The 19,779-nt window shown below is 70.9% G+C and carries 14 protein-coding genes; 7 read left to right on the forward strand and 7 right to left on the reverse strand.

All coding sequences use genetic code 11. The annotated features are described in order from the left end of the window. The first annotated feature begins 190 nt into the window (after positions 1-190). Entirely contained in the window at positions 191-1,906 is a 1,716-nt protein-coding gene (locus tag QU602_RS16175; protein WP_308797483.1) for a COG1361 family protein, read from the forward strand. Between the two features lie 60 nt (positions 1,907-1,966). Here QU602_RS16175 and QU602_RS16180 read toward each other — a convergent pair whose 3' ends face one another. Both QU602_RS16180 and QU602_RS16185 read right to left on the reverse strand, forming a co-directional pair. Continuing rightward, complete coding sequence (locus QU602_RS16180; protein ID WP_308797484.1) at positions 1,967-4,888, reverse strand: hypothetical protein; 2,922 nt, start codon at positions 4,886-4,888, stop codon at positions 1,967-1,969. Positions 4,889-5,105: 217 nt separating this feature from the next. Further along, positions 5,106-5,639, reverse strand: a complete 534-nt coding sequence (locus QU602_RS16185) for an adenine phosphoribosyltransferase (RefSeq protein ID WP_308797485.1) — start codon at positions 5,637-5,639, stop codon at positions 5,106-5,108. A 102-nt stretch (positions 5,640-5,741) separates the two neighbouring features. On the opposite strand from QU602_RS16185, the gene QU602_RS16190 reads away from it, so the two are divergent. Together QU602_RS16190 and QU602_RS16195 are read left to right on the forward strand one after the other, a co-directional pair. Further along, positions 5,742-6,203, forward strand: coding sequence for a DUF3817 domain-containing protein (locus QU602_RS16190; RefSeq protein ID WP_308797486.1), 462 nt, complete (start codon positions 5,742-5,744; stop codon positions 6,201-6,203). 32 nt (positions 6,204-6,235) lie between these two features. Then, on the forward strand, positions 6,236-7,054 hold the full coding sequence (locus tag QU602_RS16195) for a shikimate 5-dehydrogenase (protein WP_308797487.1): 819 nt from the start codon (positions 6,236-6,238) through the stop codon (positions 7,052-7,054). 87 nt (positions 7,055-7,141) lie between these two features. Here QU602_RS16195 and QU602_RS16200 read toward each other — a convergent pair whose 3' ends face one another. Continuing rightward, positions 7,142-7,555: a DUF7144 family membrane protein gene (locus QU602_RS16200; RefSeq protein ID WP_308797488.1), complete on the reverse strand. Its 414-nt coding sequence runs from the start codon at positions 7,553-7,555 to the stop codon at positions 7,142-7,144. Between the two features lie 263 nt (positions 7,556-7,818). Between QU602_RS16200 and purL the strand changes: the two genes are divergently transcribed. Beyond that, positions 7,819-10,158, forward strand: a complete 2,340-nt coding sequence (gene purL / locus QU602_RS16205) for a phosphoribosylformylglycinamidine synthase subunit PurL (protein ID WP_308797489.1) — start codon at positions 7,819-7,821, stop codon at positions 10,156-10,158. A 253-nt stretch (positions 10,159-10,411) separates the two neighbouring features. Next, positions 10,412-10,924 carry an NUDIX domain-containing protein gene (locus tag QU602_RS16210; protein ID WP_308797490.1) on the forward strand — a complete coding sequence of 171 codons (513 nt, stop codon included), beginning with the start codon at positions 10,412-10,414 and terminating at the stop codon, positions 10,922-10,924. 138 nt (positions 10,925-11,062) lie between these two features. Here QU602_RS16210 and QU602_RS16215 read toward each other — a convergent pair whose 3' ends face one another. The 3 genes from QU602_RS16215 to QU602_RS16225 all read right to left on the reverse strand — a co-directional run bounded on the left by QU602_RS16215 (position 11,063) and on the right by QU602_RS16225 (position 13,505). Beyond that, positions 11,063-11,932, reverse strand: a complete 870-nt coding sequence (locus QU602_RS16215; protein ID WP_308800204.1) for a ribosomal RNA small subunit methyltransferase A — start codon at positions 11,930-11,932, stop codon at positions 11,063-11,065. A 542-nt stretch (positions 11,933-12,474) separates the two neighbouring features. Continuing rightward, the gene (locus QU602_RS16220; RefSeq protein WP_308797491.1) at positions 12,475-13,086 is read right to left on the reverse strand and encodes a hypothetical protein; all 612 of its coding nucleotides are present in this window, start codon (positions 13,084-13,086) and stop codon (positions 12,475-12,477) included. Beyond that, a complete protein-coding gene (locus QU602_RS16225; RefSeq protein ID WP_308797492.1) occupies positions 13,083-13,505 on the reverse strand; it encodes a pilus assembly protein CpaE in 423 nt (140 codons plus the stop codon). Before QU602_RS16225 ends, QU602_RS16220 begins: the two co-directional genes overlap by 4 nt. A 302-nt stretch (positions 13,506-13,807) precedes the next feature. Between QU602_RS16225 and QU602_RS16230 the strand changes: the two genes are divergently transcribed. Both QU602_RS16230 and QU602_RS16235 read left to right on the forward strand, forming a co-directional pair. After that, the gene (locus tag QU602_RS16230) at positions 13,808-15,694 is read left to right on the forward strand and encodes a hypothetical protein (RefSeq protein ID WP_308797493.1); all 1,887 of its coding nucleotides are present in this window, start codon (positions 13,808-13,810) and stop codon (positions 15,692-15,694) included. A gap of 135 nt (positions 15,695-15,829) precedes the next feature. Next, entirely contained in the window at positions 15,830-16,897 is a 1,068-nt protein-coding gene (locus QU602_RS16235; protein WP_308797494.1) for a hypothetical protein, read from the forward strand. 86 nt (positions 16,898-16,983) lie between these two features. Here QU602_RS16235 and QU602_RS16240 read toward each other — a convergent pair whose 3' ends face one another. Continuing rightward, on the reverse strand, positions 16,984-19,773 hold the full coding sequence (locus tag QU602_RS16240) for a hypothetical protein (RefSeq protein WP_308797495.1): 2,790 nt from the start codon (positions 19,771-19,773) through the stop codon (positions 16,984-16,986). Between the last annotated feature and the right edge of the window lie 6 nt (positions 19,774-19,779).

Genomic DNA, 19,779 nt, shown 5'->3' on the forward strand with positions numbered 1-19,779 from the left:
TCGACCGTATCAGTTGTCTTGAATCACTCAAAACAACTGACGAATGCTCCGCGAGCGGCGCCGGTTGCGTTGCGCACGTGGTTGCATTCTACTATTCCACTCCCTATCGTGGTGCTGCCTCGACAGTCCGTCACAGACGGCGTCCGCGATGGCTCATCTTCCACGCCAGACGAACAGATCGGGATCGCGCATGCGTCGAACTTCTCAGACCGGTGACCGGCGCAACGATCGCCGCGGCCGCCTCCGCGCGCAGAGCTCGCTGGTCGGCGCGCTCCTCGGCGCGGTCGTGCTCGGCGCCGCGGCCTCGCCGGCACTCGGCGTGAGTGACGACACCCCCGCCGCAGCGGTCGCGACGGCGCAGCCCGCCTGGTCGACGAGCACGCAGGCATTCCCGCCGAGCGGAGCCCCGGTCGCGCCCGGTGACGAGATTCTGTACACGTTGAGCATCCGGCACGACGGCGGCCCCTCCGGCACCGACCTCGAGGTCGTCGACGACCTCTCCCGGCTCGCGCCGTTCGTCACGTTCGACGGCTTCGTGGGCGCGTGGCCGACACGCTTCAGCTGGGACGAGAACTCCGACGGCCGGCTCGTCGTCGGCATCGACGAGTTGGGCCCCGGCGAGGTGGTGAGCTACACCTACCGCGTCCTCGTCAGGGCCGACGTGCCACCCGGTACGGTGCTCACGAACACGGTCCGCACGAACTGCGCACCGACTCCAGGCGGAGACCCGTGCACCACCCGGCACCCGGTCCCCGCGTACGTGATCTGGGCCACCGCGGAGCCCGAGAGCGAGGCGACCGTGCAGCCCGGCGCGATGATCCGATATCGACTGCACGCCTGGAACCGGTTCTCGAACTCGCCGGTCGTCGGCGCGACCGCGATCGACGACCTCAGCGCGGTGCTCGAGCACGCCACGCTCGAGGAGCCGCTCCCCGAGGGGTTGGAACGCGACGGCGACCGGCTGATCTGGCACCTTCCCGAGTTGCCGCCGGCCTCGGGCTACTCCACGGCCTCGTTCAGCGTGATCGTGGACCGCGGCGAATGGAGCGCCGAACTCGCGAGCCGCGTCGAGCCCGGCCAGGGCGGGTACTGCTGGAGCCCGGGCGGGCCCGACCTCGACGGCACCGCGATCCCGTCGAGCGCGCTCAGTGCCGACGCCCCGGCCTGCAGCACCGTGCACCGGACTCCCGACGTCGACGTCCGCATCAGCAAGTCCGCCGAACCCGGCGCCGGGCGCGGCGAACCGGTCACCTCCGGTGCACGTCCGGCCGACACGATCAGCTACGAGGTGACCGTGGAGAACGCCGGCGCCGAGCCCGCCTACGAGATCGACGTCATCGATCTCCTGCCGCACGGCGTCACGGTCGCCCCCGAAACGATCAGGGTCACGACGCTGCCCGATCCGGCTGCGGCGGCGCAGTGGACGATAGACACCGGGGCGCCCGGTGAGCTGCGCGCGCAGCACGTCGGGCCGTTCGAGCCGGGTCAGCGCGCCACCGTGACGTTCGCCGTCGCGGTCGGCCTGCTCGAGCGCCCTGACCCGGCGGAGCCGTTCCCTGACCTCGTGAACCGTGCGTGCGTCGCGTACGCGGCCGAGGCAGTGGCCGCTCAGCCGGGCGGCGTCGGCGACGCATATGCCCCGGCGGCGGGCTGGGCGCATTCCGCCGACGTCGACGCCGAGGTGGCCGGAGGGCGATGCGCCACGGCGGCGACGCCGGTCACCTCGAAGACTGTGGCACCTCCGCCGATTGGGCTCCCGGCGAAGATCGCGCAGACCGGCGTCGACCCGATCTCGGGTGGTCTCGTTGGCGGCGCGTTGGCATTGCTCGGCGGCGCGTGCCTCGCGTCGGCCGCCCTCCTGGGCCGGCGCACCTCCGACGCGTCGGATGAGGCACGTCAGTCGTGAAACCCGTTCACAGAGACTGATGGGATCGTCGAGGACTGTCGATGCGCCGTCAGGGGTCGCTCACTTGACTTCGTGGTGCCACATGCCATTGACGTTCGACTCACCCACGGAGCCGAAGAAGTTGTCATCGCGGAAGCTGCCCCCCGCGTAGCTGCCGTCATCCCACCTGAGCGCGGCCTTGCGGTAGCCGAGCGGATAGACATGCATCCCCGTGTTCACGTCGACCACGGATTCCAGCTCTCGTCCGAGGTTGCTCCGCGCCACCACGAGTTCGCCCGTCAAGTCCATTTCCGGCCAGACGTTCCGGAACGCCCAGGCGTTCTTCATCGCAGTCAGCTTCCGTCCGATCGAGGGCGCGATCCAGTTGACCGGCGTCATCGAGTCGACGGCGAACCGGATGGTTCCCGCGTGGTACGTCCTGTCGAGCCCGAGTTCGAAGTCCTTCAATGTGAGGTAATGCGACTTGGCGTCCCATGCCCGATTGCCGGCCGTGGATTCTCCGACCGCCCACTTGTTCAGCGTGCTTCGGAGCCTCGACTCGTCGAGTTCGACCCCCAGCTTCCGGTAATGCCGAGCGATGCGATCCACCAGGCGACGCTCGACCCGGACGATGGACTCGGCAGATCTTTCGCTCGTCCCGAGCGCCATCACCTTGTTGATGTCGATCCGGCCGATCGCGCGGGTGGCGGCGCTGACGAACATGGTGACGCCACCGAGTGCGGCACTCGCGGCACCGAGGATGAACGCGGTGTCGTCGTCCATGAACTCCGGCTCGAAGACGTGAACGGTGTCCAATGTGGCGGCGACCGCGTCGAAGGTGAAGACGGCGGCGACCGCGCCGAGCGCGAGCATGCTGCCGATCGTCGGCGAGGCCGTGGCCGTGGTCGCGGCCGCCGTCATGTACGCACCGATCCCAGTGCCGAACAACCCGACGGCGGCCATGAGCAGGCCGACGCCGGCGATCACGGCGCTCGCCCAGAACGGCAGCTCCGGGAACCGGCCGGTGGGGTCGGCGAGCATGATCGGGTTGAGGTCGGCGTAGTGGTACTTGTTGTACCGGGGTTCAGGGTCGACGCCGGTCACGACGCGGCCGAGCACGTCGGTCGTCGTGGTGGTCACGACCTCGTCGGGACGCGTGACGATCGTGGCGTTCTGACCATGCTGCTGCCGCGTGCGATGCTCGATGCGCGTGACCCGGCCACCGGCGTCGATCTGCTCGACCGGCCGGCCGGCGTCGTCGTAGACGGCGGAGACGACCGAACCCGCGGGCCCGCTCTCCTGCAGGGAGACGCCGAGCAGCAGATCGACGACTCGGGAGCTCGTCGCCGCGACGGCGGTGCCGGCGGCGACGGTCGTCGACGTCGTCGCGGTACCGGCCACCAGGTCGGTGTCCGTCGTGTGGGTCGTGACGACCGGGACGCCCGCGCCACCCTGGGGGTACAGCCGCTCCTGGCTGACGAACCCGTCGGGCTCGACGTCGTACTCTTTTCGGGCGGTTCGCGTGAGCTCGGCGTCGCGTGTGGTTCCCGCGGCGGTCTCGGTCGCGACGTGCGCGGTCCGGTTCGGGTTCAGTTCGTGCGTGGTCTCGGTGACGAGCCCGTCGGGGGTCGTGGTGCGCTGCGAGATAGGCAGCCCCATGGGCAGCTCGGCACCCTCGGGCACCTCGCTGTCGTACCGGGTGTCGGTGCGCGTGCCGTCTTGGGACACCTGCCCGATCAGGCGGCCGAACGCGTCGAACTCGAACGCCTCGGACACCTCGCGCATACCGCCGGCCGCATCGAGGTGGGTGAGGGTCACGCCGGTCGGCTGCCCGTACTGCGGTGGCAGCTTCGCGTCGCCGTCGACCTCGGGATACGTGTAGGCCTGACGCTGCACGACCAGGGAACCGGTCCTGGTCGTGACCTCGACCTCACGCTCGAGCAGCAGATGGTTCGCATCGAACTCGGAGACGATCGTGCTCGCGCCGTCGGTGAGCGCGGTCGCGTACCCGCCTCGGTCCGCCGCGGAGGCCCCCACGGGAAGGCCCTGCGCCGGCCAACCCGACGCCAACCCGGTCTGCGCGGACCACCGCCGACTCGACAGCTCGTCTCCGGTCTCCGCGTCGACGACCCGCACGCCGTCCACGACGACCTGGCCGTCGGCAAGCCCCTGCCAGGTCACCTCGGTCGCAGCCCCCGAGACGCCCGCGATTCGGTTCACGAGTCCGGCATCGGAATAGCCGAGGTGCACGCGACCACCCGTGGCATCCGTCACCGCGGCGAGCCGGCCACCATCCAGCTCGATCGCCCCCGACACGCTCCGCGACGACCCGACCGCGCTCGTGACCCGCACCTTCGCCGGATCCGACCAGTCGAGCGTCGTCACCACACCGCTCGCGTCCATGGCCCGAACGAGCCGGTGCCCGGCCTGCCACTCCCACTCCGACCGGTTCCCGTTCGCATCCAGCCGCACCAGCGGATCACCGGCCGCGCTGAAGAACGTACGCACGCCACCCAGTTCGACAAGCTCGAACGCGGCCTCGACCGCGGGCCGCAGCCCATCGGCCCTCGCCGGCACCGTGGTCACGCCCTGCCGAAAGACGACATCGCCGAGCAGATACCCGTCGAGCCCGCTCGGCACCGACCCGTTCGCGGCGTACACCCCACCCGATGCCGGCGATACGCGGACCCCGCCCTCGGTGTCCACCTGCGCCACACCCGCGATCGACCACCCCTCGCCCAGCCCCGACCGGTCGACCGCCGCCGCACTCGAACTCCAGGCCACCGACACCCCCGCGACCGGCAGCGCGAACGAGAACGCCCCAGACCTCGGATCCACCATCGCCTCGATCTGGTCACCGAGCGAGAAGCCACCCAGCAGCGTCGGCTCAGATGCTCCCGGCCCCTCTGCCGCCTCGGCCCAAGAGGGTGCCACGACCCCACCCACGACCACCGCACTGCAGACCACCGCCCCCACCACGGCCAGCACCACGCGGTTGCCCAACGGAAGAAGACCGTTCGCACATATCATCGATGATCGTCGCATAGCATAGCAGTATACATTTCGTGATGCGTCCGTCGCGTGCGTCGCTCCACAGCTCATACGCGCTTCCGCGCCACTTTTGCACCTCTGCGCCAGCACAGGTGGCGCAGACCTGCAGAAGTGGCGCAGAGTCGGTCGGCAACGGCGGGAGCGAGCGACCGGCGCTCCACGCCCGGCGTCAGTACTGGAAGAGGCTGTACGTCTCCAACTCGCCGCCGAGGGCCGCGCGGCCCCCGAGCGCCTCGAGCTCGATCGCGACCGAGATGCCGGCAACCCGCCATCCGGCGCGCGTGATCACCCGGGCCGCGGCGCCGACCGTGCCGCCGGTCGCGAGCACGTCGTCCACGATCAGCACGCGAGTGCCGGCCGGGAGCTCGTCGCGATGCACCTCGAGGGCGGCGGTGCCGTACTCGAGCGCATACTCCTCGGTCAGCACCGCACGGGGCAGCTTTCCGGCCTTGCGCACGGGCAGCACGCCGGCGCCGCACAGCGCCGACGCGGCGCCCGCGAGCAGGAACCCGCGCGCCTCGACCCCCGCGAGCACATCGAACCGGCCGGCGAACGGCCCGGTCAGCGCTTCGGCGAGCGCATGGAACGCCGGCCCGTCGGCGAACACGGGCGTGAGGTCGCGGAACACGATGCCCGGCTCCGGGAAGTCGGGGATGGTCGCGATGCGCGGTTCGACGATCGCTCGGGTTTCGGACTCGTTCACCGACCAAGGCTAACGCCCCGTCCACCGGCACTCGGCTCCGTCGCAGGTCGCTCCGCCATGATGGAGTCACCCCCGTTTCCGTCTGCCCCGTCTGGAGCATCCGTGTCACCGAAGCGCCTGTTCCGCACCCTCGCGATCGCCGAGGCGATCACCTGGACCCTGCTCATCACCGGCATGATCCTGAAGTACGGCGCCGGCATCGACATCGCCGTCACGATCGGCGGCGGCATACACGGGTTCGTCTTCCTCGCGTACGCGTTCACGGTGCTGCTCGTGGGCGTGAACCAGCGGTGGAACGTCGGGCTCATCGCGCTCGGCGTGGTCACCGCGATCGTGCCGTACGCGACGATCCCGTTCGAGATCGCCCTGGCCCGGCGCGGCCGCCTGGAGGGCGGCTGGCGCCACGAGGCATCCGATCACGCGTCAGATGGCAACCTCGTGAACCGGATGCTCCGCTGGTTCCTCGCCCGGCCGGTGCTGCTCACCGTGGTCGCGGCCGTCGGGGTCGCGGCGGTGTTCACGGCTCTGCTCGTGATCGGGCCGCCCGGCGGCGCGAAGGCGTAGTCGGCGCCCGCGCGACCGGCGAGAATGGGCGCATGCCCATCCTGAACAAGGACATGTCGGTGTGCATCTCGCTCGCCGGCCGTCCGTCGAACCTCGGCACGCGCTTCCACAACTTCCTGTACGACGAGCTCGGGCTGAACTTCGTCTACAAGGCGTTCACGACGGGCGACATCGAGGGCGCGATCCGCGGGGTGCGCGCGCTGGGCATCCGCGGATGCTCCGTGTCGATGCCGTTCAAAGAGGCCGTGATTCCGCTCGTCGACGTGATCGAGGACTCGGCTCGTGCGATCGAGTCGGTGAACACGATCGTGAACGACGGCGGCGTGCTGACCGCATCGAACACCGACTACGAGGCCATCGCGCTGCTTATCGACGAGCATCGGCTCGACCCCGCGCAGCGGGTGCTCGTGCGCGGCTCGGGCGGCATGGCGAAGGCGACCGTCGCGGCGTTCCGCGGCGCGGGGTTCGACCACGTCACGGTGCTCGCCCGCAACACCGAGCTCGGGCCCGCGATCGCGGGGCAATACGGGTACGAGTGGGTCCCGACCGACCCCGAGCCGGGCACCGCCGACCTCATCGTGAACGTGACGCCGCTCGGCATGGCCGGTGCCGACGCCGACGCGCTCTCGTTCTCGCGTGCGCACGTCGACGCCGCGCAGGCCGTGTTCGACGTCGTGGCGTTCCCCGCCGAGACCCCGTTGATCCGCGCTGCGCGCGAGGCGGGCAAGACCGTCATCACGGGAGCCGAGGTGCACGCGCTGCAGGCCGCGAAGCAGTTCGAGCGCTACACGGGGGTCGCGATCACGCGCGAGCAGGTGGCGCGGGCGGCCGCCTTCTCCCGCGCACCCTGACGCTGCACCCGCGCGCTCCGCGCCACTTCGGCCCCCTCCGCGCCGGCACAGCTGGCGCAGGGCCGCCCAAGTGGCGCGGAGCCCGGGTCAGCGGCGTGCGGCCTTCAGTTCGTGGCCGTGCACCGTGAGGGCGTAGATGACGAGGATGTCGAGCGTGAGCACCACGAGCGACCACCACGGCTGCACGGGCAGCAGCGCGAGCTGACCGAACGCGTTGAGCGCCACGAGGATGATGGCGACCACGCGCGCCCACGTCGCACCCGTGATGAGTGCGGCACCGACCAGGATGAGCAGCACCCCGAGGATCAGGTGCCACCAGCCCCACCCCGAGGTGTCGAACAGGATCAGCCCACCCTCGGCGGCGACGAAGTATGCGCTGTTCGGCATCAGGATCGCCACGAGTCCGTAGATCGCATCGAAGACGCCGGCGATCATGATGACGATGGCGGCGAACCACCCCCACCCGACCCAACCGGTCGTATTGGTGTCCACTGTGCTCATCGGAACCCCCTCGGTTCGAGCATTCCTCATGGAATGCGCCTACGCGCATCATCCACCCAGCGAACACCCAGGGTCAAGCGCGCCGCGCCGGGTCTCGCAGCGCACCCCGTCGGCGGCCGGCCGGCGTGCGGCCGGCGCCCGGCGCGGCATCGGGCCCACGGAGGGCCGACGGCAGGCCCACCCGCCCCGCGCGGCTAGACTTGGCAGGTCAGGCACCCGCCCCGCGGCATCCGCCCGCCGCCGTTCTCTGGAGCTCGCCACCTGTGACCGCTGAAGCATCCGTCCCGACCGCGCCCGCGACCGGCTCCAAGCCGGTGCTCGACACCGTCGAGGTCGCCGCCTCCACGCCCGAGAAGGAGCAGCCGTACGCGGCGCTCGGCCTGAAGCCCGACGAGTACGAGCGCATCCGCAACATCCTCGGCCGCCGGCCCACGAGCGCCGAGCTCGCCATGTACTCGGTCATGTGGAGCGAGCACTGCTCGTACAAGTCGAGCAAGGTGTACCTGCGCCAGTTCGGCCAGAAGGTCACGCCCGAGATGAAGCAGCACCTCATGGTGGGCATGGGCGAGAACGCGGGCGTGCTCGACATCGGCGAGGGCTGGGCCGTCACCTTCAAGATCGAGTCGCACAACCACCCGTCGTACATCGAGCCGTTCCAGGGCGCCGCGACCGGCGTCGGCGGCATCGTGCGCGACATCATCTCGATGGGCGCGCGCCCCGTCGCGGTCATGGATGCGCTGCGATTCGGCGACATCAGCCACCCCGACACCGCGCGCGTCGTGCACGGCGTCGTCTCGGGCATCAGCTTCTACGGCAACTGCCTCGGCCTGCCGAACATCGGCGGCGAGACCTGGTTCGATCCGGTGTACCAGGCGAACCCGCTCGTCAACGCGCTCGCGGTCGGCGTGCTGCGGCACGAGGACCTGCACCTCGCGAACGCGAAGGGCGCCGGCAACAAGGTCGTGCTGTTCGGCGCCCGCACGGGCGGCGACGGCATCGGCGGTGCCTCGATCCTCGCGTCCGACACGTTCGCCGAGGGCGGGCCGACCAAGCGCCCCGCGGTGCAGGTCGGCGACCCGTTCGCCGAGAAGGTGCTCATCGAGTGCTGTCTCGAGCTGTTCGCGGGCGACCTCGTCGAGGGCATCCAGGACCTCGGCGCGGCCGGCATCTCCTGCGCGACGAGCGAGCTCGCCAGCAACGGCGACGGCGGCATGGCCATCGTGCTCGACGACGTGCTGCTGCGCGACCCCACGCTCACGCCCGAAGAGATCCTGATGTCCGAGAGCCAGGAGCGCATGATGGCCATCGTGCGGCCGGAGAAGCTCGAGGGCTTCATGAAGGTCGTCGAGAAGTGGGACGTCGAGACCAGCGTGCTCGGCGAGGTCACCGACACCGGCCGCCTCTCGATCATGTGGCACGGCGAGGAGATCGTGAACGTCGACCCGCGCACGGTCGCGGTCGACGGCCCGGTCTACGAGCGCCCGGTCGCCTACCCGACCTGGATCGACGCGGTGCAGGCCGACTCGGCCGCGGGCCTCGCCCGCCCGCAGACCGGCGACGGGCTGCGCGCGCAGTTCCTGCAGCTGCTCGGCTCCCCCAACCAGGCGGATGCCTCGTGGATCACGAACCAGTACGACAAGTACGTGCTCGGCAACACCGCGCTCAGCTACCCCGACGATGCGGGCATGGTGCGCGTCGACGAGGCATCCGGTCTGGGCGTCTCGGTCGCGACCGACGCGAACGGCCGCTACTCGTACCTCGACCCCCGCCAGGGCGCGAAGCTCGCCCTCGCCGAGGCGTACCGCAATGTCGCCGCGACGGGTGCCGCCCCGATGGGCGTGAGCGACTGCCTCAACTTCGGCTCCCCCGAGAACCCCGAGGTCATGTGGCAGTTCAGCGAGTCGGTCGAAGGTTTGAGCGACGGATGCCTCGAGCTGGGCATCCCCGTCACTGGCGGCAATGTCAGCTTCTACAACCAGACCGGTGACGTGCCGATCCACCCGACGCCCGTCATCGCCGTGCTCGGCGTCATCGACGACGTCGCGCGCCGCATCCCGAGCGGCTGGCAGGACGACGGACACAACATCTACCTGCTCGGCGACACGGCGCTCGAGCTGGATGGCTCGGCCTGGGCCGGTGTCGTGCACGGGCACCTCGGCGGGCGGCCGCCCGCCGTCGACCTCGGGCGTGAGAAGGCACTCGCGGAGCTGCTGCACGCGGCCGCGATCGAAGGTCTCGTCGACTCGGCGCACGACCTCTCCGACGGCGGCCTCGCGATCGCGCTGGCCGAGGCGGTCGGCCGGTTCGGCGTGGGCGCACGCGTGTTCCTCGGCGAGGTCACCGAAGACGCCGGCATCGACGTGGCGACGGCGCTGTTCTCGGAGTCGACCGGGCGCGTCATCGTGACCGTGCCACGCGAAGACGACGTGCGCTTCCGCGGGCTGTGCGAGGGGCGCGGGTACGCGGTGCGACGCATCGGCGTGACGGATGCCTCGTCGCAGGCGCTCGAGGTGCAGGACGCGTTCACCGTGTCGGTCGACGAGCTGCGTTCGGTCAATCGCGCGCCGCTGCAGGACGCGTTCGGGCCGGTCGTCGGGTACTGATCACGAGTCGGGTGCGGCGGCATGCGCCGCCCGCTGCGTCTGCGCCGCGCTCCACGTTCGCGGCACGTCCGTCGCGGGTGGCGCGGAACCGCGGACACGGCGGGATGGGCTGCGGTGAGCGCGGCCGGTGAGGTGAGCGCGGCCGGTGAGCGGATGCCTCGCGGATGCCTCGCGGATGGCGACGGCGTCGCTGATACGGCGGACGGCGTAGAGTCGGCGGCGGACGCGGGCCGGCTGGCGCGAGGAGGCGCGAATGGGCGAAGCACGACAGCGATACTCCGAGGAGTACGCGGCGAGCCATGGCCGGTTCGCGCTGATCCCCGCCTCCTACGTGTTCCTGTTCGACGGATCCCCGGGCGAGGCCGACGAACGCGTGCTGCTGCAGCGCCGTGCGAACACCGGGTACTACGACGGCTGGTGGGCGGCGTCGGCCGCGGGCCACGTCGACCCGGGTGAGTCGGTGTTCGCGTGCGCGGCCCGCGAGGCGGCTGAAGAGATCGGCGTCGAGGTGTCGGAGTCGTCGCTGCAGCCGCTCACGGCCATGCACCGTACGACGCGGGGCGGCGGCCCCATCGAGCAGCGCCTCGACGTGTTCTTCGCGTGCCGCTCGTGGGCGGGTGAGCCGCGGCTCGTCGAGCCCAAGGCCGACGCCCTCGAGTGGTTCGCGCTCGACGCACTGCCCGACCGGGTCGTGCACCACGAGCGCTTCGTGCTCGAGGGCCACCGCGACGGCACGCTGCTGCCCGTCACCGCGTTCGGCTTCTGAGCCGCACGCGGGCCTGTACCCACAGGCCGAGATCCAGGCGAACCCCGGGGCCGTCGATCTCCTCGGCATCGAGAAGTCACGGATGGCGGGTCAGCGGCGAGCGCACCCACCATCCGCGACCGTTCGAGGAGATCTGCGTCACGGGCGGGGTCGGACGGCGTGCCACAGGGCCGACCAATCGGCCGGGGCGAGGCGCGCGGGGAGGGCGTCGGCCCGGATGCCACGGCGGGTGAGCCACGTCTTCGCGTTCGGGAGCGGCCGCGACGCGCGCGACAGCACCTGCGCGAGTCCACGACCGCGGCCGCCGAAGACGGACGCGACGTAGGCCTGGTAGGCGCGACGCTCCCGGTCGGCCACGAGCGGCTCCGCCCGGCGGCGGATGGTGAAGAGCCCGCCGTCGACCGACGGTGCCGGACGGAAGGCGCGGGCCGGCACGCGCCGATCGAGCTCGAACTCGAACCACGGCGCCCACTGCACGGTGAGCTGGCTCGTGCCGCCGACCCCGCACCGGCGCCGCGCGACCTCCCACTGGGTGAGCAGCACCGCGTCGGTCCACGCCGGCTCGGCGAGGATCCGACGAAGGATCGGCGTCGTCACGTGGAACGGCACATTGCTCGCGATCACATGCGGCTCCGAGGGGAGTGGCCAGGTCAATGCGTCGCCCGTGACCACGCGCACCGGGCGCGAAGCTCCAGCGCCACCGGGTGGCGCGTGGTCGCGCTGACTCCCGTGGCGACGACCGTCTCGCGCGGTCCGATGCATCCGACCCGCGTGGCGTCCGGGATCCGCCGCGCGGCGGTGATCGGCGCGGCCCGCGCGGCTCACGCCGTCCCCCAGCTCTCGCCGAAGCGCATCCGCGCGACGCGGGTCGAGCTCGACGGCCGTGAGCGGCCGACCGAGCGCGGCGAGTGGACGCGTGAGCGCGCCACCGCCGGCGCCGAGTTCGACGATCGACCCGTCGGTCGCGCCGACGAGCTCGACGACGCGATCGATCACGCGGCGATCGATGAGGAAGTTCTGGCCGAGCTCGTGCCGTCCGCCAACGGGTTCGAACGCACTCGGCGCATCGGCGGCCGGCCGCGACCGGCCCCGCGCCGGCCGCTCGGGCCGATCCGACCCGATGCGGTCGTGTGCCTGCGCGCGGCCGGGGTCATGGTGGAGACGGTCGGGCCGGCCGGACGGGCGCCGGTCGGATGGGTGACGTGAAGGGTCTGAGGATCGATGGGTGTGCAACTGCTGCTCCGCTGGCGAGAAGACCTGCAGCCGGGCACGCCGAACGCGCACCGGCCATGGACAGGTGGCCGAGGCGAAGGGTCGCGAACGAGGGTCGGACGCTCCGCCTCAGGCGGTGCGGGGCCGAATGATCATCGCGGAGAAGTCAGCTGACACAGTCGGCGAGCCTAGCAAGCCGTGTGGAGTCGTCGCAATCTACGGGCGCGGCGGGCCGAACACCCGTACATCGTGACGGTGTGGAAACGGTGGGTCGCGCGGGACGCGGCTGCTCGGGCGGCGTCGGGTGGGGAGCGGGCAAGCGGGGGCGGATGCCTCGGTCAGGCGCCCTGGGGCGGGTGCGCGAGCAGGTCGGCGCGCTCGGCGAGGTAGCGGTCGAGGGGGACGAGGGCGTTCGCCTGGGTCGGGCTCCAGCGGACCTGCACGACGCCGTCGCGCACCTGCACGTCGGCGTCGGGGTCGGTGAGCTCGACGGCGTCGAGCGCGATCGGGCGCGCATCGAACACGACGGTCTCGCCCTCGGCGATGCCGCCCTTCACCGCGGCCGCACGGAACGCGCGATGCTCGGCGACGGCGTTCGCCGTGATCGAGCGCCGGGCCGGGCGTTCGGCGCGGACGACGCGGCCCGCCTCGTACAGCCGGCCGGCGTCGTCGAGCACCAGCACACCGAGCCGCCACACTCTGCCGAGCGGCCGCAGTCTCGGCGCCCGCGGGATGCCGAGCACGCGACGCGGCGGCTCGTACTCGGCCAGCACTTCGGTCCTCGCGCCTGCGGCGCGGAGCGTCTCGACCGCGTCTGCCACCGCCGCCCGCGCGACGGCGAGCGCGGCGGCCGCACCCGAGGCATCCGGCCCACCCGAGGCATCCGGCCCGCCCGGGGCATCCGGCCCGCCCGAGGCAGCCGGCCCGCCCGAGGCATCCGGCTCGCTCACCGCGACCGCCCGATGAGCTCGAGCAGCGCGAGGCCGTAGGCCTCGGCGGGCTCGGGGTGCTCGAACCGGCGCCGCTCGCCGTCGAGCTCGATCTCGACCTCGAAGGCGTCGTCGAGTCGGCGCAGCAAGCGGAACGACCCTCGCAGCAGTTCGCGCAGCTGATCCTCGCGCGGCAGCCAGACGGCGTCGCCGAGGCTCACCGAGTCGAGCGCCCACTCGGTCGTTCCGTTGAAGCCCAGGATCGTCGCGCCCGAGGGCGTGCGGTGCGACTCGATGGTCATCTCGCTCACCGTGAACACCTGCGCCTCGAACTCGGGCTCGACCTGGTCGGAGAGGTCGAGCTGGAAGCGGTCGCCAGACGCCGGGCGCCAGACGAGCCCGACGCGCTTGAGCGTGACGGCGAGCTCTCGGCTGATCATGCGTCCCACGCTACCGAGTCGCGCTCGGAACCGGGTTACGGCCCCGAAATGGCGTAAGCCCCGCCGGGGTGAAGGGCGGGGCTTACGCGGTAGGCATCGCTGCCTGGCGCGAACGACGGCTCCGGGGTGGTGAGGGTAGAGCGTCGATCACGTGATTCGAGAATAGCACACTGATATATTCTCCGCAATGAGACCTGGGCAGTATTGCGGTGTTCTGGTGAGAGGTGTAAACCGACAGGCGACGCGGAGGTTCAGGGGTGGGTGCGTTGCGTCAGTCCTCGATGCAGCAAAGGAGTTCCATCATGTGGAGGACAGCACCCAATCACCCGATCACGCCCGCGCGATCACTCACCCACGACGACGTACGACGCCGCCCGCACTGGAGGCGCACCGCCGTCGCCATCGGGCTCATCGCCGCCCTGACCGGCGCCGGGGCCGCCCCCGCGCTCGCGGCACCCGAGCATCAGGGCGTCATCGCCTGGGGCAGCCAGACCCCGCTGCCGATCCCCACGGCTGCCGAATCCGGTGTCGCCGCGGTGAGCATCAACCGATCGCTGCCGCTCACGGCGCTCGCGCTCAAGACCGATGGCACGGTCATCGGCTGGGGCAACAATGCCAACGACATGGCCACACCGCCGCCGGCCGCGCAATCCGGTGTCGAGGGGATCGCCGTGGGAAGCACGTTCTCGATGGTGCTGAAGGCCGACGGCTCGGTCGTCGCCTGGGGAGCCACGAGTGCCGGGCAGACCCCCGCCCCTCCGGCCGCGCAGTCGGGGGTCGTCGGCATCGCTGCCGGCGCGACGCATGCGCTCGCGGTCAAGTCCGATGGCAGCGTCATCGGCTGGGGCTCGAACTCCGTCGGCGAGATCACCATCCCTCCGGCGGCCCAATCCGGGGTGATCGCCGTCGCCGCGTCGAGTGGCTTCTCGCTCGCCCTGAAATCCGACGGAACCGTGGTCGGCTGGGGACTGAACTTCGCGGGCCAGGCGACGCCGCCGCCCGGACTCGCGAACGTGACCGCCATCTCCGCGGGCTCCTTCCACGCACTCGCGCTGAGATCCGACGGGTCGGTCGTCGGCTGGGGCGACAACGGTGCGGCGCAAGCCGCACCGCCACCCGCCGCATCTTCAGGGGTGGTCGCCATCTCTGCAGGCGCCGCGCATTCGCTCGCGCTGAAGTCCGACGGGTCGGTCGTCGGGTGGGGAACCGGCACAGCCGTAAGCCCTCCGCCGGCCGCAAGCAGTGGGGTCGTCGCCATCTCCGCCGGCAACGAGGCATCCCTCGCCGTGAAGGATCTCTCGGTCGCGCCGACGATCTCGGGGACGCCGCCGAGCGGCGCGGTCGGGACGCCGTACTCGTTCGCGTACGACGTGAACGGGGTCCCGGCGCCGAGCACCTCGGTGTTCGCCGGCACCACACTGCCGCCTGGGCTCAGCCTGTCTGCTGACGGGGTGATCTCCGGGACCCCGACCGAGGCGGGCACGTTCTCGTTCGTCGTGGTCGCGTTCAACGGCGTGAGCCCGGACGCCGCGCTGGAGTCGACGATCACGATCAACCAGGCGCCGACGATCTCGGGCACTCCGCCCGGGGGCACGGTCGGGCAGCCGTACTCGTTCGGGTACACGGTGACGGGAACGCCAGCGCCGACCGTCGCACTCCTGGCCGGCACGTCGCTGCCGCCCGGACTGACACTGTCGGCGGCGGGGGTGATCTCTGGCACGCCGACCACGGCGGGCACGTTCAGCTTCACGGTCGAGGCCTCGAACGGGGTCAACCCGACGGCGTTGCTGGAGTCGACGATCACGGTTCAGGCGGCGCCCAAGCCGAAGGCGGATGTCTCGGTCGCGATCACCGGGCCCGCCACGGCGAAGAAGGGCACGCCCGTGTCGTATCAGGTGACGGTGAGCAATGCCGGACCGCAGACGTCGGTCAACGTGGGGGCGACGATCCTCGTGTCGACGGACTTCACGATCCAGACGATCCCGGCCGGTGCGACCCGGATCGGACAGCTCGTGACCTTCCCGACGGCCAGCTACACCGCCGGCCAGCAGCGGCAGTTCACGATCACGCTCGTGCCGAAGGCGAACTCGGGCACCGCCCTGCTCGCCGCCGCGACCGGGTCGCTCGTCACGCCTGATCCGAAGCTGGTGAACAACGCGGCAGCGAAATCGGTGAAACTCACCAAGTAGTCCGCGGTGCGACCGGCGGGACCGCCTCTCGGGGTGGCCCCGCCGATCTCTGGGTGAATGTTTCGACCACCTGGAGACCGTATGCTGATATGCTAGCCGACGTACGATGACGTTCACCGCAAGGGGAAAACACCGATGTTTTCACTCCGGCCCGGGAGCGCCGCGCTCGTCGCCGCGCTCCTCACCGCCGCTCCACTGACCGCCGACGGCCCCGCCCGAGCGGAGCCCCCCGACCTCGCGGCGACGACCTGCATCGCGCGGATCGGCGTGCAGGTCTCGTGCAAGGTGCTCGACGCCGCCCAGTTCAGGGCGGCAGACGCCCGCGTGGCGGCGACCGTGCTGCCGCCCGGACTCGAGCTCACCGACGACGGGCGGATCGCCGGAACGCCGACCCACGCGGGAATCACCCACGTGAGCCTGACGACGGGTGGCACGACCACCAGCGTGCCGGTCGTGGTCTCCGATGTCGACTACCTCGCGGTGACGCTCTCCGCCGACGGCAAGACCCTGCGCGGGACGCGGTGGGACGGCGCCCATGTGGTGCTCCATCAGGGATTGACCGCGAGCGACGTGCGTGGCCTGGGCATCCACCCGAACGGCTCGGTGTATCTCTTGACCGAGCGGACGCTGCTCCGGATCGTCCGCCCCGGCCAGGTCAGCGTGGTGCTCGACGGCCTGCAGGCCGAGGCGATGGACCTCTCGCCGAGCGGCGAGATCCACATCGCCTCCCGGACCGAGATCCTCAGCCTGCAGACCGACGGGCAGGTGTTCCACCGTGCCCGCAGCGGCAAGGTCATGGACGTCCTCGAGGACGACGCGGGCGACATCTGGACCCTCGAGTGGGCCGGTGAACGGCGGGTCCTCCATCACATCGCGGTGGACACCTGTGAGTGGCACGCGCACGACGTCGGCTACTCGCCCTCCTCCATCGCGGACAACCGCGGCCAGATCTATGTCACGACCAACGCGTCCCTGTTCGACCCGTACCACGTCGTGGCGACCGACCACTCCGGGAGCCTGACCACGCTGCCGCTGCCCGATCGCTCGTTCCGTCTCGAGTACAGCGACCTCTTCGGACTGCTCGCCACGGATCGGCACGAGAGCGCGCAGCTCGCACTTGGCGCGCCGCTGGCACACAGCCAGCTCGCCGACCCGACCTTCCAACGGGTGGCCGCAGCCGAACATCTCACGCACACCGAGTGACTCCCCGGGGAGGCCTGCGGAACCCGTCGACGCCGGAGCCCCCGGTGCAGCCGGGGCTCGGGCGTCCACGCTGTGGCATGCGGTGACTATTTCACCTTGCTCGGGTGATTCTCGACGAGGACGCGCTGGCCCCGAGCGATGAGGTCCGTGGTGATCGCGGCGTACTGCCCGAACTGGTTCGGGTTCGAGAGCAGTGCCCGCGTGCCGTCGTAGAGGAGACGGTCGCTCACCAGGCGCAGCTGTTCGGCCACGTGGTCCTGCTGCGCCAACGGCAGGGACGCGGTGCCGGGCAGTGCGATCGTGCGGAACTGGACGCTGACGGTCGTGCCCGTGAGACTGTGCAGTGCGGCCCCGGCCGCGGGATCCATGAGCGCGCACGGATCCCATCCACGCTCGTCGCACGAGCCGACCGCGAGCCCACCGGCGCCGGTACCGTCGGTGAGCAGCGTGTTCGCCATCGGGCGGAGCGGGAGGGAGTGCGAGGGTGGCGCCGTCTTGGCCCCGTCGGTACGCAGGAGGGCCTTCACCTGGCGGTTCTGCTGCGTGGACTTCATCGAGAAGGAGACCCCGATCGAACTGCCCGCCGCCGCGCTGAGCCCCTCGTTGGCGTATTGACCCGGCTGCAGCGAGAACATGACCAGCTGGTTCGGGTCGGCCGGGTCGCCGAGCCCCGTGATCAGCGACTCGGTCGAAGGGTCGCGGAAATAGATCCGCCGGTACAGATCGGCGTGCGTCTCGGTGTCGAGCCCCTGCGACGAGCTGTTCAGGAGCGTCACGCGCATCGGCGCCTGATCCAGTCCGTTCGCCCGCGGCGTTCCCGTGCCGGAGAGGTTCGGCCGCGCCACCTGCGTCGTCGCGGGCGGCGCTTCGAGCGCGTGCGCGTCGACCACGGCAGACGTACGCCCACCGACGACGACCCGGAAGTATCGGTAGTCCCGCTTGGCATCGGGCGAGGTCTGCCAGTCGAACACCGAGTGCCCCAGCGTGACCCGCTCGCCCTCGAGGGTCGGAGTCAGCGGCGAGGCGAGCGTGCCCAGCGCGTTCCAGGTCACGCCATCGACGGAGCCCTCGGCGACCGGGAGCGGAAGGGTGACCGAGGTCAGATCGGCGGTCGCGCCCGGAACCTGCCAGGCCGTGCCGGACACCGCGAAACGGTACACCGGCCGCGACGGGTCGTCGGGTGACGATGTGGGGACGGCATCCACCGGTGCCGGCGTCAGCCGAGACGCCTCGATCGTCGGGGCGTCCAGGATCGTCGGCACGGCATGCCGGTTGGCGATCACGATCCGGAACCCATGCAGGCCGACGGGTTCGACGTGCGCGACCAGGCGGCCCGTGCCGACCTGGTCTTTGACACTGACCGTGTACTTCTCCGCCTGGAACTGCACCACCTGCCGGTGGCCCGACTCGCCCACGGCCTCCAGCTGCGCGTAGAACAGGCCCGGATTGTCTCCACAGGAGTCGCCGAACGTGACCTGCGCGGTCGCGAAGGGGCCGGCCGACGACCCCACCGGGATCTTCGTCAGCTGGGCCGGGAGCGGCGCTGCGGCGCCACCCAGTTGCGTGTTCCGCCAGCATCCCTCCGCGCGGGTCGGGCTCGCGAAGGTCCGCAGCGCGACCTCGGATCGCGAGCGGTTCTCGATCTGCACCGACCACGCCCGGTAGCCGGGGACCATCCATTCCAGATCGCGCTCAGCGCCGTTCTCGATCACGACCGGCCGACCCGCGGGATCGTGCTTGGCCACATGCGAGGACCACCCCTCGGCGCGGCCGTGCCGGTACCCGACCCGGGGCTCACCCGACGCCTCCGTGAAGAACCGCACCGTGCCCACCACGCCGCCCTCGATGTCCCCGCGGTCGGTGCCGTCGACCGCGTCCATGAAACTCAACCGGCCCAACGTCGGCCAGCCCACCGCGATCTGCACCCGCCCGTTCACCTCATACGGGCTGAACTCGACCTCCTGCGGCCACTCAAACCGCGCCGGATCGTTCGGGCGCAGATTCTTGGTCCACAACTCCTGCCCGGTGTTCGCGTCGAACGCCAACAACGCCGGCATGTCCCCGGTCAGCACCCCGACCATCAACTGCACCCGGCCCCCGACCACCCCGAACCCCAACTCGGTGATCTGATCCCGCTCATTCGTCGGCAACGACCCGAACCGATCCGGACCCTTGAAATGCTCCATCAGCGCGTGCACGTCCGGCAACCACGGCACCGTAGGATCAGCGATCCGCACCCCCGAATAGTTCAACCCGATCGCCAGATACGGCTTGCCCTCATGCTCGAACCCCGCCAACGACGTCACCGCGAACACGCCCGGGAACACCCGCTCACCCACCTGCACCCCATCGGGCGTGTACTTGCGCACCACCGACCCATCGACGACCTTCGGAACGAACGGCCCCCCATCCTTGGTCCGCAAATTGCTCACATAGATGAACCCGCCAGCCACCGCGACCCGGCTCGCACTGTGCCCGGTCACCCGATCGGCCATATTGACCCCGCCATAGAACATCGGAATGTCCCACAGCCGCGGCCACGCCTGCGACGCCCCCACCTCGAACGACCGCACCACCGCACCACCCCGCGTCACCGGCTCCGCGACCTCCACCCGCGACCCGTTCAACCGCACCACCTGCTCGTACCCCACCCCGAGCACATCCACCGCAACCGAGTTCCCCCCAGCCACCGTCACCCCCGCACTCGACGGCAACACGGCCGCAGCGGCAGACGTCGACGACTCGGCCGCCGAGACATCCGTCGCGGGTGCCGGTACCTCGTGGCCGGCCGCTTCCTCGATCGTCGCGTCGGTTCGCGGCTCGGCCGCGATCGCCGGCACGCTCACGCCGGACGCGGTCGCCAACACGCTCACCATGGCCGC

Origin of the sequence: Agromyces protaetiae (genome assembly GCF_030866785.1) — a bacterium.
GTDB lineage: Bacteria > Actinomycetota > Actinomycetes > Actinomycetales > Microbacteriaceae > Agromyces > Agromyces silvae.

Bases quoted from the DNA above. Each gene is read 5' to 3' on its own strand.
- QU602_RS16240 (WP_308797495.1), bottom strand. From the start codon at position 19,773: ATGGTGAGCGTGTTGGCGACCGCGTCCGGCGTGAGCGTGCCGGCGATC.
- QU602_RS16235 (WP_308797494.1), top strand. From the start codon at position 15,830: ATGTTTTCACTCCGGCCCGGGAGCGCCGCGCTCGTCGCCGCGCTCCTC.
- QU602_RS16230 (WP_308797493.1), top strand. From the start codon at position 13,808: ATGTGGAGGACAGCACCCAATCACCCGATCACGCCCGCGCGATCACTC.
- QU602_RS16195 (WP_308797487.1), top strand. From the start codon at position 6,236: ATGCCCATCCTGAACAAGGACATGTCGGTGTGCATCTCGCTCGCCGGC.
- QU602_RS16200 (WP_308797488.1), bottom strand. From the start codon at position 7,555: ATGAGCACAGTGGACACCAATACGACCGGTTGGGTCGGGTGGGGGTGG.
- QU602_RS16175 (WP_308797483.1), top strand. From the start codon at position 191: ATGCGTCGAACTTCTCAGACCGGTGACCGGCGCAACGATCGCCGCGGC.
- QU602_RS16210 (WP_308797490.1), top strand. From the start codon at position 10,412: ATGGGCGAAGCACGACAGCGATACTCCGAGGAGTACGCGGCGAGCCAT.
- QU602_RS16225 (WP_308797492.1), bottom strand. From the start codon at position 13,505: ATGATCAGCCGAGAGCTCGCCGTCACGCTCAAGCGCGTCGGGCTCGTC.